The following is a 12,972-nucleotide window of genomic DNA, read 5'->3' on the forward strand; positions in this document are numbered from 1 at the left end:
AAAGTTTATACCCTTGATGTACAATTAAGTGTATCGATTAGCTAAAATAATTTGTAATCCTGCTTCAGTTAACGATAAATATTTATAATTAGGATCCGCAGTCGTTCGTTCTAACCATTCATTAGCAATACATATATCAGTTAATTTTTGTACGGTTTCCACGGATACCGATTGCTTTATTTTTTGAGAAAGCATTGCAGCTGCATCCTCCTCCATACTTAAAAATACTTGATCGCGAGTTACCCCGCGATTTTTCATTTCATCATAAAATAATTTTAAAATATCAAGTTCATTCATGATGAGTACCTTAAAATAAATTATTTTGAATAATTACAGTATAAGCTTAAATTAATAGTCCGATTATGATTTAGAAGAAAAACAATAATTTCTTTCAAATAGGCTCGCCTACTTTTGCGATGCGTTACATACTTCACGGAGAAAAATTTGATGGTTGAATAGCCTAATACCATTATTATTGCATGACAGGCGACTTACCATCATTCATATTAGAATACTGAGTAGCTAATTCGCCTTCGGATTTTGTTTGATGACTTATCCCTGAACCAAAAAACGATTGCACAGAAGAACCCAATCCCAATTCTATTTGTTGCGAACTCGATAGCAAAGGAAACAATTCCGTCGCTAAAACAGTCATTTGAGCAGCCGCTTCATCTAACTCTTGAGAAGAACAATCTTCTTTGGTAAGAACGTACCAAGTATACCGTGTTTTCATTCCATTATAGGAGTCTGGAGTTTTCAGTAAATCTTTGTTTAGAGGATGTCGCGGTTTTTGTTTTAACCAATGCAATAAACTCTCTTTATCCGTGATGTAACTGTTCGCAGGGACATTATGCCACTTCTTGTCTTTTGAGCATTGATATTGTTTCACCAACAAAATGGGGATGTCCACATCATTATAAGCGATTATTTCATCCTTTATCTTAGTCTTATCATTTTCAACTAAAGCAACACGTACCTCCTCCAGTTTGTTCGACAAATCGTTATATTGCATATAGAGTTTTTTTAAAGAGGCCAATTGCTCTTTAACTTGATGCGATAAAGGGGTGTTAGGATGGGTTAATGCTTTGATGAGTTTGTCGATTTTTTCTAATTGAGTTTTATCTAACAATGTAGAAGTTTTCTTAGTGTCTTTATGTTCCAAGTCCGGAACCTCTAAATCTTCGTGCACTACGACAACATCTTGTAACTCACCTCTAACACGTTGAAATCCATCAAAATCAACATCATCAATTGGTTCTTCTTCATTAATCCCGTTAATAAAAGCATCAATCCGTAAAAACAACTCTTCATTGAACACTCTTTGCGAATGGTATGCACTCCAAAAACCTTCCATTTCATAAAGCAAACCACCCCTAAAACCGTCCCAGAACGATTCGAGCATATTAATTACAGTATCGTAAATTAAATAAGTCGCAGTAATTGCAAGAACGATTGAAATGAGTGCCACTATGATTGGCACTATAACCAACATAGTCAGCAGAAAATTCTTTGTGGGCGACATACCCTCATTTTTAAACATGGAGGCCAAGCTTAGGGGTAAAACGATTATAGCTGCCAACCCAGCAAACCCTGCGAGCATTGTATACCACATATTGTATGCAAGTTTGCGTAACGGCAATATGGTTATACCTAATAAAATCGCTAAAAGATGTTTTAGAATATGCATAAATATATTAAAAATTAATCAGTTAAATGATTGTATGAAAAAATTGCATGGCGAGCAATAAGAACTCTTTGAATCACGCGTAACGCATGTTAACCTTGCATGTTTAGATTTAATACAAGTCGATTTGAGATGGAAGCTGTTGATGTCATTATTATTGGGGCAGGTGCCGCAGGTTTAATGTGTGCTATTGAAGCGGGCAAACGCCATCGTAAAGTTCTGGTGCTGGAGCATGCGAATAAAGTAGGAAAAAAGATTTTAATGTCAGGTGGCGGTCGTTGTAATTTTACTAACTATTATATTGAACCTGAAAAATATACCTCACATAATCCCCATTTTTTAAAATCTGCTTTAACTCGCTATACTCAATGGGACTTTATCGAACTCGTCAAAAAACATAAAATTCCGTTCCATGAGAAAACCTTAGGCCAATTATTTTGCGATAATAAATCAAAAGATATTGTTGATATGCTGCTTAAAGAATGTGCTGCTGCAGGAACTACTATCCACCTCAACACCAGCATAGAACACATTCAAAAATCACAACACTTTAAAATACAAACCACCAAGGGGATATTTAGCTGTCAATCTTTGGTCATTGCCAGCGGTGGTTTATCCATACCTACGATGGGTGCCAGTCCATTTGCCTATAAAGTGGCAGAACAATTTGGAATTAAAGTATGGCCCACTCGTGCCGGACTAGTGCCTCTCACTTTGGATGTATTAGAAAAAGAACGGGTCGCTCTGCTTTCTGGTATTGGTGTTGATAGTTTAGTTAAAAATGACCGCATAGAATTCCGTGAAAATACCTTATTCACTCATCGTGGTTTGAGTGGTCCTGCTATTTTACAATTATCTTCCTACTGGCATGCAGGAGAAAGTATTTGTATTAATTTATTGCCTGAAATCAAACTATTAGAATACTTAAAAAAAGTTCGTCTCGAAAAACCACAAAAACAATTAAACTCAATCTTGTCGGCACACTTACCCAAACGAGTCATTGAACTATTTATTTCACCAGAACTTGCTGAAAAGAAACTTGCGGAACTATCGAATCGTGATTTGGAATCTATAGCAACAGTACTCAACTCCTGGATTGTAAAACCTAATGGGACTGAAGGATACCGTACGGCCGAAGTAACCATTGGTGGTGTGGATTGTCATGCCATTTCTTCTAAAACAATGGAGGCTCAAGATATCCCTGGTCTTTATTTCATAGGAGAAGCCTTAGACGTCACCGGTTGGTTAGGCGGATATAATTTTCAATGGGCTTGGTCATCGGGATGGGCAGCTGGGCAAGTAGTATAATCCTTCCTCCTCATCCCGAAAAAAGTTATCTTACTCTTCTCATTAAATACAAACCCAAAAGGGCAAAAATAAAAGTGGGGCCTAAAGCAGCTAATTCAGATGGCAATTGAAAAACTGAGCTGAGTGGACCAAAAAAGCGGCTTAAAATATGAAAACTAAATCCAACTGCAGCCCCAACTAATAATTTTGATCCCATCGTGCTCGAACGCAATGGGCCAAAAATAAATGGGATGGATAGAATCATCATCACTACCGTCGTAAACGGTTGAATGATGCGTTGTAAAAAAGCAAATTGATAATTATGGGCATTTTGGTGATTTCGCTTTTGTTCACGTATATACCGATTCAGTTCCCTCAAAGTCATTTCATCCGGATCGCTACTACTAATCATCAAGATTTTGGGCTTTACAGATACCTCCCAAGGAAGGGAAGCAATAGTTCGAGCGGTGATTTTATCTGCACTAAAATCTGTTTGTTGGACATAATAGGCCATCCAACCTGTGGGAGTATATTTCGCTTCGCGAATAAAACGAGACATTTTTAAATGATGATGGGCATCAAAATGAAACTGATAAATGTTGTTTAGGGTATTATTTGAGCGTATCAAACCCACTGAAATAAAATCATTGCTATGACGCAACCAGAATCCCTTTGAAGTTCTTAATGTTTGTCCCCCGCTGACTGCAGCAGATTTATAATCGTTCCCATAATGGGATAAGTAGGGCACTATGGTTTCGCCCAGTGCAGTAACGATCACAATGAGTACTACAGATGCTTTTAAAACAGCCCAGGTTATTTGCCCTATAGACATTCCTGAGGCACGCATGACTACTAATTCGCTATTGTTGGCCAAAATTCCCAGGCCAATCAAAGATCCTAGAAGACTTGACATAGGAAAAAATAAATAGACTTGATATGGCATTTGCAACAAGATAAAAAACGTTGCCTGTGCGATACCATAATCAACTCGACCTAAGTCACTTATTTCATTTACAAATAAAATAAAAATTTCTAGACCTACTAACATCAGCGTGACCAACGCAATAGAGCCGAGAACAGTTTTCGCAATATAACGATCTAATATATTCATGCTCATGCCAACTTCACCCGATCACGCCAGATTAGGAATAGCCCAAATATAACAATGATAAGATGCACCCACCATAAACCCAGCCATTGGGGTGATTTTCCCGAAATCATTGCATCACGTCCGATAAACAAAAAATTAGCATACAGGATATAAACAATGATTGCGGGTAATAACTTGGCATATTTACCAGAGCGAGGATTAATACGGCTCAAGGGAACTGCAATCAAAGTTAAAGTGAAAACCATGACGGGCACAGATAAACGCCATTGTAACTCAGCTGCTTTCGCAGCACTTTCATTATTGTAAGGTAATAAGCTTGCAGTACTCATGGTACGGAGATCTTCAGATGCCTTCATTACAGGATGTGGTAATCGCGCTTTATATTCGCCAAACTCCACGACTTGATAATCAGCATGGCCTGGAATTCCCTGATATTCTTTACCATTTTGCAGAATGATATAGTCTTCTCCTGTTTTTGCATCTGTTTCGGCAAAAGCTTGGTCCGCCCATAATACATCCCAACGTAATTGTTTATTGATAACACTCCGTTTGGCCAGAAACACTTGCTCGGCCTTAGCATGGTCACGACTCATAGACTGGACATAAAATACTTCCCGCCCCCCATTGATGGCATGAAAGCGTCCAGGCATGATTGTTTGTACCAAGGTTTGAATCCCTGTAGTACGCAACAGCTTAGAACGTTCAATATAAATTAATGGGCTGACCCAAATCATTACTACCGCCACAACAATCGCCACTACCGTAGCCATGATAAAACTATGTTTTAATAATTGATTTGGTCCATACCCGCAGGCTCGTAATACAGTCATCTCACTTTCAGCATATAAACGCCCATAAGCGAGTAACATGGCGATATAAAAACCTAATGGAATCAATAAACTTAGCAAAGTGGGCAATTCAAGCATCATTAATTTCATAATAATGACGCCCGGAATATTTCCGGAAGCTGCCCGATTGAGATATTGAATGAATTGATTGCTCAGAAAAATTAATACCAGTATGGAGGTTAGCGAAATCAAAGTGAGAAACACTTCTTTAGCTAAATAACGAAAAATGATCACTCAATCAATGCCCCCATTTTAGTAATCTTATTCATAGAATCATTCTCATCTTGAGCATTGTATCCTCTTGTGGAGAACTAAAAAAGCCTTTTCTACCCCCTTGCAGAAACAATCAATTATTTAGCTTATTTTGTTGAAATTGAATCAATTGGTTAATAAGTTTATATAGATAACTACTAAAACAAATAAGTCATTAAGACATAAGGTTTAATTTGCGTCCATCATGAAAATCATCTTAGAGTGAGTCACAATAAGATTACAGGTTTGAACTTTCTCTCCCAGATACATTGCTTTATCCCGATAATAAAATTCGAAACAAGTTAGAAGGACTTTAGGATGGAGTAGTAGGTAAGCTAAAAAAGCAGCCCAAATTTAATTGTGCTGCTTTTTAAAAGAGACATTAATTAATGTTTTACTTCAGTTGCTTTTTTAGCTTCATGAACGAAACCTAACATTGCTTTCTCAACAATTTGAAAAGATTTTTGCATGTAATCTAAAGCCTTGTGACCATTTTCAACAGCTAGATTAATTTGCTTTTCCAATAGTTCTTCAGGTTTTTTAATGCTCGCAATCTCTTCAGGTTTGAGATAATGCATGCCTTGTAACGTTTTTACATTCAATTCAGCTATGGCTTGAAAAGGCTCTTGAAGTTTTTTAGCCATTTCAGTCCATTTTTCAAAATTTTGTTGCGCCATGATATTCTCCTCTATGTTGCATTGCACAATTTAATAATAGTCCATACACACCAAAAATGTCAATGAGTTACGAAAATATTTTTTGCAATGCAGCATAAAAGAGAGTCGGCGATGCTCTGTTTAGGAATAAACAATTTCTCTACATAATCGGGGTTAACTTTTAAATAAATTTTGCCATTGTTGCATCATTGTTTGCATTTGTTGATTCCATGTTTCTGTTGCCTGGCGGTAGGGATTATTTTGTAAAGGTTTCTCCATCGCTTGAAACATTTGTTCCATCATCTGTTTTAAAGAAGCATGCATTGGATGATTTGCGAGAGCAATGATTTGTCGTAAAATATCTGAAGATAAAAATTGGGTTGAACCAGCCTCCATCTCAACGATAATTTGCAGCAAAATGGAATTTGTTATGTCATTTCCGGATAAGGAATCCTCTACTTTAAATTCCATTCCCTCGACAACATAACGCTGTAACTCTTCAAGCGTTATGTACTGACTTGTTTCAGTATCATAAAGCCGACGATTTTTGTATTTTTTTATTAATCGAGTCATAGTTTTTCTCTTGATATTTAGGTGATTTTGAATGGCCCCAAATCTCACCCACGCTACCCCTTCATTACCATTTAAGTTCAAGGAACGGTCTTCCTGCGGATAGACCGCAAGACCCAGACAAAGAAGAATTCCTTAACTAAATGGCGATGAACCTATGACCTTCTCCTGAAACAGGAGAAGGTCTTTAATAAGAAAGATACCATTTTAATACATATGGAGGCCACCGTTGACGCTTAGATTAGCTCCAGTAATATATCGACTCTTCTCACTAATTAAAAACTCTACAGCCCAGGCAATTTCTTGAGTTTCTGCCAAACGTTTAGCAGGAATTTGGGCAATGATCCCTTCTAAGATATCGGGTCGAATGCCTTTCATTAATCGAGTATCTACATATCCTGGAGAAAGACTGTTTACGGTAATGTTTTTACTCATTAATTCCTGCGCCAAACTTTTAGTAAAACCATAAACTCCTGCTTTTGATGCAGCATAGTTTGCCTGCGAAAATTGTCCTTTTTGAGCATTTACCGAAGAAACATTGACGATTCGTCCTGACTCATGTTCTTTCATGTTTTCAACCACATGACGCGTAACATTGAACATACCATCAAGATTAACAGTTAATACCTCATCCCATTGCTGCTTGGTCATTTTTGTAAATACAGCATCACGCGTAATCCCCGCATTATTAATTAGTGCATCAATATTACCGTACTCTTCAATAATGGAAGAAATAACCTTACCGCATTGATCATAATCAGTTACATCCATATGACGAAAATAGATATTCTTATGTCCTTCATCTGCTCGTTCTTTTTTCCATGCTTTTCCTTCTTCATCAGAAACTAAATCAAGAGCAAAAATATGTTTATAAGAAGAGTTCAATTCTTTCGCGATTGCAGTGCCAATATCTCCAGTACCACCAGTAATCAATACAATATTATTATGTTGCATAAGGTTCTCTATGAGTTAGGATGTTGTGAGAATTAATGAAAACTGACTTTAATGCCCAAGGAGTCACCCTGGGCTTAACTTTTACATATACTGTCCGCCATTAATATCTAAATTCGCACCGGTAATAAATCCACTATCAGGAGACGCTAAAAAAGCCACCGCATCAGCAATCTCTTTTGGATACCCCAGGCGACCAACAGGAATACTTGAGATGATTGATTTGAGTACTTCTTCTTTCAAAGAAGCAAGCATAGGAGTTTCGATATAACCAGGAGAAACCGTATTCACAGTGATGCCTTTATTTGCTACTTCTAAGGCAAGACTTTTAGTAAAACCATAGAGCGCGGACTTGGTAGAAGCATAATTACATTGGCCAAATTGACCTTTTCGTCCGTTAATTGAAGAAATACTAATAACCCGACCATAACCTTTATCGAGCATTAAGGGGATTGCATTACGAGTCATATTAAATACACTGGTTAAGTTGGCATCAATCACAGATTGCCATTGCTCTGGAGTCATTTTTCGTAAACTACAATCTTGAGTAACTCCGGCATTATTAACTAGAACATCAACACGACCATAACGCTCCATGACTAAGGCCAATATTTTTTCACAATCAGCAAATTGTGCGATATCGCCGTAAACGATATCAATATCGTAACCCAACTTTTTTTGTTCCTCTTGCCATTGCTTCGCTTCTTCGTGTTTTCCATGTTTGAAATAACACGCTACAACCTGAAAATCGGCAGCTAAACGTTGACAAATGGCTGTGCCTATACCACCAGTACCACCAGTAACTATTGCTACACCTTTCATCATAACCAACTCCCTGTTATTACGACATTAAAATACTACTATAGACAATCAAAACAAAAAAACAAATAAAATTACCATTTCTCACTCGTCCTTTCATCTTCATGAAAAGACATAGTGAGAGATAGAGAAAATTTATCGATATACAGGAACATATCCTTTGATTTGCTGGGCAAATTGTCTCAGTACATCAAGACCTGATTCTTCTGCTTGCCGACACCATTGCTGGAGCGCTTCAATTAGCTCTTTCTGAGTAGATGCCGTCTTCAACCAAATACCTTGTAATGATTGCTTGTAAGCATACACAATACGCAATTGTTCGCGAGCTTCTAACAAATTGGATAAACGAATTTTTGCTTTATTGTTCAAGAGGCAATTCTCACGTCGCAATAAACTTCCAGCACGGGCAAAAAGTTTCTTTTCTTCTTTGTTTTCAACGTGATTATGCTTTTCTTGTTTCAGAATGGGTCTAATCACACTCTTGTAATAATTAGACATTACTTGAAAGCGATTCGAGATCACTGCTTTAACTGTATCTAAATCTACTTGCAACTTGCCTTTTTCCATAGCCAGTTTTGGTGGTAATTTTTTAACTTTAGCAAGACCTAAAAAGGAAAGAATACGAATATACATCCAACCGATATCAAACTCCCACCATTTAACTGAGAATTTGGCTGAAGAAGCGAAAGTATGATGATTGTTATGTAACTCTTCTCCACCTATCCAAAAACCCCAGGGAAAAATATTCCTTGCAGCATCTGGACATTCAAAATTTCTATATCCCCAATGGTGACCGATTCCATTAATGACTCCAGCCGCATGAAATGGTATCCACATCATTTGAATTGCCCAAATCGTAATGCCAGGAACACCAAATAAGAATAAATCGATGAGCAACATGAGCAAAATTCCCTTGGCAGAATGAGGAGAGTAAACTTTTCGCTCAAGCCAATCGGTTGGGGTACCATGAGAGTATTTAGCAACCATTTCTTTATCTTTACGAGCTACTTTATAAAGTTCAGCTCCTTCCCAAAATACTTTTTTGATACCAAAAACTACGGGACTATGGGGATCTCCCTCAACATCTGAGGATGCATGATGTTTACGATGAATAGCAACCCAATCTGCGGTGACCATTCCAGTCGTTAACCACAGCCACAAGCGGAAAAAATGACTGACGATAGGATGCAATGTCATCGCTCGATGTGTTTGATTGCGATGAAGATATAGTGTTACTGCTGCGATAGTAATTTGCGTCATAATCAATGTTGCAATCACATATCCCCAAAAAGACAGGTTTAAATAACCAAAAACCATAATAGCTCCACTTCAAATGCAAAAATGCAATTTAAGAAAAAACTCATCCTTTAGTTTGGGTACCCCCATTTAAGAATTCCAGAAAATCCTTATATCATGTTAAGGATAACACAATTTTACTCTTTACGTTGCAACATTTCATTATGTAGCCGATAATTAATAGATAATAATATAGGAATTATGTTATGAACGATAAATTTTCCCTAGGAAAAATTTTTGAGAATTTAGTGCCTTTCTTAATAGCCGGAGTTGCTATTGCACTATTCTTTGGACTGCTGTTTATGTTTTCCTATGTTTTGATTTGGGGCCTTCTCATTGGTGGTATTCTTTGGATAATCGCCACAATAAAACAATACCTATTTCCAAACAGCTCGGCTAAAACAGAAATAACTACGAAAAGTAAGGGCCGAATCATTGACCATGACGATCAAAAATAATGCCCGAGTTACCTGAGGTTGAGACAACAAAAGAAGGAATTAAACCTCATCTAGAAGGACAAACAATCGAAGGGGTTACGGTGCGTAATTCTAAACTTCGCATCCCTGTTCCTAACAATTTAGATCAATTGTGTGCTGGCAAAAAAATAGTCGGAGTTTCTCGTAGAGCAAAATACATTCTGATTCATCTCTCAAAAGGATATCTGTTAATTCATCTCGGAATGTCAGGGCATCTACGCATAGTAGAAGCTCACAGTGAACCCGAGAAACATGATCACATCCTATTGACGTTGACCAATGGCCTTATGCTTCGTCTGTGCGATCCCAGGCGTTTTGGTTTGTTTCTTTATATCGATGAAAATCCCTATCAACACCAACTACTTGCTCATTTAGGCCCTGAACCCCTTTCTGATGAATTTAATGGACATTACTTAGTTCAAAGAGCCAATAATAAAAATAAACCCATCAAATCATTGATTATGGATAATGAAATTGTAGTAGGTGTTGGAAATATTTATGCAACTGAAAGCCTTTTTTTAGCCAATATTCACCCGGCGACCCCTGCGAAAATGCTTTCTGAATCAAAGTGTCATGCACTTACAACACAAATTAAAGAAGTACTCAAACAGGCCATATTAAGCGGGGGAACTACGCTCCGTGATTTTTATGCTTTTGATGGCAAACCAGGTTATTTCAGTATGTCACTCAAAGTATATGGTCGAAAAAATCAACCCTGCTTGCTTTGCCAACACCCTATAGAGTCACTCATAATTGCTGGGCGTAATTCTTTTTTTTGCCCCAATTGTCAAAATTAATTTTCAGCGGGCATACAGCACTAAACGGCAACTATGCATCTTGAAAAGCATGCCTTGGAGTCTGCTCATTCTATAACTCAATTGCCCAATACTTGATTTTAAATTAACATACAATTGCTTAATTTTATTGAGGTTTTGTATGTTGCGTTTAAAATTAGCAAGACATATCGTCCGACAATATCAAGAAAAAGGAAAAATTCATCTTCCTGATTTCATTATTTACGATTTCGATGAAGAGGAATACAAAACATTTTGGCGAGACATTAAATCGTATCCACGGCAAAGATTATACACAGATGGTATCGACATTTTCCGCGTTAGTTGGTTTCGAACTATTTTTGAATCATTTAAAGGTTGGTTAGGCTTTGAAAATCATTGCCACCCTAATCGAATTGAAATGACTTTAGCTAAGGTCGCCTATACAGGCTATATCAAAGGCTTCAAATCAGTGGAGTTGAATAAAAGTAAGGATGGATTCCCAATCTCTAAACGTTTTATAACATTAACCCACTCACCAAGAACAAATCAAACATCTAGTGATCTGCAGAGATTACTAATGGGTTATTTCATCACTCATTCACACGCCTTTCCAGAGCTCAATGCATCCATTCGGGAAAGTTACCCTTTTGGGCAAATCCTGGTACAAGAATATTTAGCTTATTTAATTCCCTCAATTGACCCTCAAAATAACCAAATAATTAAGGATGCAATTAGCCAAATTCTTTATTATGGACACCGCGTCAGTAAAACACATTGTTTTCAATCCAGTCCCTTTGCTGAAGCCTATGCACAAGCGTTGGCTGCTAAACGTCAATATCAGGAAGCATTAGAATGGTCTCCAGAAGTCAAAAATAAGTTTAAAAAACCGTTTATTGATTATTATTTAGCTCAGGAACAATTTGATCCACAAGCATTAAAAATTGCAGTTGAACTGATTGCTGCATTATCTTTATCACCCAATATGAGCGATCAAGAACAAGCTGTTGAATACATCAAAGCTAATTTTGACGATGAAGAACAAGCAGTCTATTTAATACCCTATCCCAAATTACGTACCCAAGTTGCTAAATCTTTTATAAGTGATGCTAAAAGGGAAAAAAGCAAATGGGGGATTACCAAGTTTCTCACTGGAAATCAAACCATTGAGTGTTTAGCCCAAGCCGTCAGACTTGAACCCCAAATTCTGGATCAAGACGATTCAGTGGAGGACCTCATAATAAAAGAAGAATGGACTTTATATCAATTTGACTGCGCCCTGGAAAATAACCGTTTTGACGACGCAGATACTCTATATACAAATAATCCTGACTTTAAATTTAATAAAAATGGGCTTGAACGCTTACGAGAACATTATTTCGCTCAATTTAAGGCAAATGAATTACAAATAGAAGAAACATTACGAAGTCAAAAGCCTGAAGCAGCGGCACAAATAGCCGCAGAGCAAATAATCCTGGCTTCAAAAATAGCGCGTATCAAACCCCATGATTTTCTGGTCATGGAAGCAACCATAGCTTATGCATCGACTCTTTTAGCAATTGATGAACTCATACACTGTGTAAAAGAATCCGATCGAGCCCAATTGAATAAAGCACAACGTCAACTTAATGAATACCTATTCCTTAATGGCAACAGTGCACTAATACAAGTTTATAATAAATTAGTACTACGAAAAATTGATTGTTTAATTGCACGACTTGGTGTCCCTATTGATTATAACGATCATTTAAGTACGCGAATCGACTTCCTTAAAGAACACACAAACGAAGTAGACGAATTGAAAAAGGAACTCAAAGCTTTTATTGCTCTTAATGAGTCAAAATCAAAAGAAATGCGCCAAATGCTGGCAAAAATGTATTATTTATTGGCTGATGCCCTTGTTTATTTTGAGGAGAAAAAACAAGAATCCATTCCTTACTTCAAAAAAGCGAGTGAATGTATGCCTGAAAATCTTTATTATAAACTACGCTACCTTGAGATCATTGAAGATGAACGAAGACATGAGGCAAGAAGAAAAGTAGGGGATATTGGTCATTTACATGAAACTCATTACCGCAATTACATGCTCGAACGTTGGAGTGAGGACAAAATCATGTCCTCTGGTTTTGACATTCATATGGTTTCTCCCAACGATTCATTTTTCAACTCTATAGGTAGGGCAATAGGATTTTACTAAAATTACATTATAACGAGGATACTTATAGCGAGATTATATTCTTACCTAAAAA

13 protein-coding genes are annotated in these 12,972 nt (G+C 37.1%); 4 read left to right on the forward strand and 9 right to left on the reverse strand.

The features are described 5' to 3' along the window. Positions 1 to 24: 24 nt before the first annotated feature. Together ACWTEW_RS16220 and ACWTEW_RS16225 are read right to left on the reverse strand one after the other, a co-directional pair. Positions 25 to 297, reverse strand: coding sequence for a hypothetical protein (locus ACWTEW_RS16220; protein WP_454782701.1), 273 nt, complete (start codon positions 295 to 297; stop codon positions 25 to 27). Positions 298 to 472: 175 nt separating this feature from the next. After that, complete coding sequence (locus ACWTEW_RS16225) at positions 473 to 1,687, reverse strand: coiled coil protein (protein ID WP_454782702.1); 1,215 nt, start codon at positions 1,685 to 1,687, stop codon at positions 473 to 475. Between the two features lie 129 nt (positions 1,688 to 1,816). Between ACWTEW_RS16225 and ACWTEW_RS16230 the strand changes: the two genes are divergently transcribed. After that, the gene (locus tag ACWTEW_RS16230) at positions 1,817 to 2,992 is read left to right on the forward strand and encodes a BaiN/RdsA family NAD(P)/FAD-dependent oxidoreductase (RefSeq protein ID WP_454782799.1); all 1,176 of its coding nucleotides are present in this window, start codon (positions 1,817 to 1,819) and stop codon (positions 2,990 to 2,992) included. 25 nt (positions 2,993 to 3,017) lie between these two features. Here the strand turns inward: ACWTEW_RS16230 and lptG are convergent, their stop codons facing one another. From lptG to ACWTEW_RS16265, 7 genes are all read right to left on the reverse strand, one after another. Beyond that, on the reverse strand, positions 3,018 to 4,088 hold the full coding sequence (lptG, locus tag ACWTEW_RS16235; RefSeq protein WP_454782703.1) for an LPS export ABC transporter permease LptG: 1,071 nt from the start codon (positions 4,086 to 4,088) through the stop codon (positions 3,018 to 3,020). Continuing rightward, positions 4,085 to 5,164, reverse strand: coding sequence for an LPS export ABC transporter permease LptF (gene lptF / locus ACWTEW_RS16240; RefSeq protein WP_454782704.1), 1,080 nt, complete (start codon positions 5,162 to 5,164; stop codon positions 4,085 to 4,087). Before lptF ends, lptG begins: the two co-directional genes overlap by 4 nt. A 404-nt stretch (positions 5,165 to 5,568) precedes the next feature. Further along, positions 5,569 to 5,859: a phasin family protein gene (locus ACWTEW_RS16245; RefSeq protein ID WP_454782705.1), complete on the reverse strand. Its 291-nt coding sequence runs from the start codon at positions 5,857 to 5,859 to the stop codon at positions 5,569 to 5,571. A 153-nt stretch (positions 5,860 to 6,012) separates the two neighbouring features. Beyond that, entirely contained in the window at positions 6,013 to 6,411 is a 399-nt protein-coding gene (locus ACWTEW_RS16250) for a polyhydroxyalkanoate synthesis regulator DNA-binding domain-containing protein (protein ID WP_454782706.1), read from the reverse strand. Positions 6,412 to 6,615: 204 nt separating this feature from the next. Then, positions 6,616 to 7,362, reverse strand: a complete 747-nt coding sequence (phbB, locus tag ACWTEW_RS16255; RefSeq protein ID WP_454782707.1) for an acetoacetyl-CoA reductase — start codon at positions 7,360 to 7,362, stop codon at positions 6,616 to 6,618. An 81-nt stretch (positions 7,363 to 7,443) separates the two neighbouring features. Continuing rightward, positions 7,444 to 8,184, reverse strand: a complete 741-nt coding sequence (gene phbB, locus ACWTEW_RS16260) for an acetoacetyl-CoA reductase (RefSeq protein ID WP_454782708.1) — start codon at positions 8,182 to 8,184, stop codon at positions 7,444 to 7,446. Between the two features lie 129 nt (positions 8,185 to 8,313). After that, the gene (locus tag ACWTEW_RS16265; RefSeq protein ID WP_454782709.1) at positions 8,314 to 9,495 is read right to left on the reverse strand and encodes a DesA family fatty acid desaturase; all 1,182 of its coding nucleotides are present in this window, start codon (positions 9,493 to 9,495) and stop codon (positions 8,314 to 8,316) included. A gap of 185 nt (positions 9,496 to 9,680) precedes the next feature. On the opposite strand from ACWTEW_RS16265, the gene ACWTEW_RS16270 reads away from it, so the two are divergent. The 3 genes from ACWTEW_RS16270 to ACWTEW_RS16280 all read left to right on the forward strand — a co-directional run bounded on the left by ACWTEW_RS16270 (position 9,681) and on the right by ACWTEW_RS16280 (position 12,920). Beyond that, complete coding sequence (locus ACWTEW_RS16270) at positions 9,681 to 9,932, forward strand: hypothetical protein (protein ID WP_454782710.1); 252 nt, start codon at positions 9,681 to 9,683, stop codon at positions 9,930 to 9,932. Then, positions 9,932 to 10,747, forward strand: coding sequence for a bifunctional DNA-formamidopyrimidine glycosylase/DNA-(apurinic or apyrimidinic site) lyase (mutM, locus tag ACWTEW_RS16275; RefSeq protein WP_454782711.1), 816 nt, complete (start codon positions 9,932 to 9,934; stop codon positions 10,745 to 10,747). Before ACWTEW_RS16270 ends, mutM begins: the two co-directional genes overlap by 1 nt. Before the next feature lie 139 nt (positions 10,748 to 10,886). Further along, positions 10,887 to 12,920, forward strand: a complete 2,034-nt coding sequence (locus ACWTEW_RS16280) for a hypothetical protein (protein WP_454782712.1) — start codon at positions 10,887 to 10,889, stop codon at positions 12,918 to 12,920. Positions 12,921 to 12,972: the final 52 nt, after the last annotated feature.

It is taken from the genome of Legionella stuttgartensis (assembly GCF_977063405.2).